We start from the raw sequence: 1145 nt of genomic DNA, 5'->3' as shown, positions 1-1145 counted from the left end.
GCCAGGAAGTTTTCGGCCAGCTTTTCGTAGCGGGTGGCAACACGGCGGAAGTGCTTCAGCTTGGAGAAGAACCGTTCGACGAGATTGCGCTGACGGTAGAGCCATGTGCTGAAGTACGGTTTTGATCGGCGGTTGGACTTTGGCGGGATGTTGGCGAACGCCCCTTTCTCGCGGAGAGACACCCGGATGCGATCGGCATCGTAGGCCTTGTCCGCCAGAATGATTGTTCCGGCACCAACATGATCGAGCAGATCGTCAGCGGCTTGGCCGTCATGGCTTTGCCCTGCGGTCAGGCTCAGCCGGATCGGGAGGCCTTGCCCGTCGACGACCGCATGGATTTTGGTCGTGAGCCCGCCTCGGGAGCGACCGAGACAATGATCTCGATCCCCCTTTTTGCCGTCGCTGCCTGCTGGTGGGCGCGAACGGAAGTGCTGTCGATCATCTGGATGTCGCCATCGTGCGCGGCGGTGATGGCGTCCATCATTCGATCCCAGACGCCAGCCTTCCGCCATCGCGCAAAGCGGTTGTAGCAGGTGGTGCGCGGGCCATAGCGTTCCGGCAGATCACGCCATGGAGCGCCTGATCGCAGCACCCAGAATATTCCGTTCAGAACGCGCCGGTCGTCGACACGCGGCACGCCCCTCGGCTTATTTGGCAACAGCGGCTCGATCACGCGCCACTCAAAGTCGGTCAGGTCATATCGGCTCATGCCGTCCCTGAATCAGAATCTAAGCGGGATTGAAAGGTTTATGGCTGTGGAGGCGGGTCATATAGCGATCCCTCGCCCCAAGTAGGTGGAAGGTCGAGATCGGCCTGATCGCACCAAGTAAGGCGTCCGGCCTTATACGCATCACTCTCGATAAGTTCGGTATGGACGATGCGCATGGCCAGCATGAGGGCTTGGAGCCCATCCAGGCCGCACGCATACCGGCGAACCTCTCGTTCCGGCCATCCTATGACATAACGGCATTGGAACTCGCCTCAAGGTGCCTTCGATGGCGTGAAAAAGCAGACGACCAATTCACCGCCATCAAGCTCGAACCTGCGCTCCACAAATGGCGCTTCAATCATCTGCCCTCCTCCATCGCGGGAAGGTGTGGCATAGGGCTGAGAAGGCGGCAACTTTTATGGGTTCACGGCCTAAT

2 protein-coding genes and 1 pseudogene are annotated in these 1145 nt (G+C 59.5%); 1 reads left to right on the top strand and 2 read right to left on the bottom strand.

Features of this window, described 5'->3' with window-relative positions:
* Positions 1-62: 62 nt before the first annotated feature.
* Both NTCA1_RS28310 and NTCA1_RS29255 read right to left on the bottom strand, forming a co-directional pair.
* Positions 63-709: pseudogene (locus NTCA1_RS28310) on the bottom strand (IS5 family transposase); the annotation flags it as partial.
* A gap of 38 nt (positions 710-747) precedes the next feature.
* On the bottom strand, positions 748-957 hold the full coding sequence (locus tag NTCA1_RS29255; RefSeq protein ID WP_374705224.1) for a hypothetical protein: 210 nt from the start codon (positions 955-957) through the stop codon (positions 748-750).
* Here NTCA1_RS29255 and NTCA1_RS28955 point away from each other — a divergent pair.
* Positions 871-1145, top strand: a 275-nt coding sequence (locus tag NTCA1_RS28955; protein ID WP_236549635.1) for a hypothetical protein, incomplete at its 3' end; no start/stop codon positions are given. The genes NTCA1_RS29255 and NTCA1_RS28955 overlap by 87 nt on opposite strands.

Origin of the sequence: Novosphingobium sp. TCA1, from assembly GCF_009811895.1 — a bacterium.
Lineage (GTDB): Bacteria > Pseudomonadota > Alphaproteobacteria > Sphingomonadales > Sphingomonadaceae > Novosphingobium > Novosphingobium panipatense_A.
Note: the sequence above shows the minus strand (reverse complement) of the source record. Positions and strands in the feature narration are given on the sequence as shown.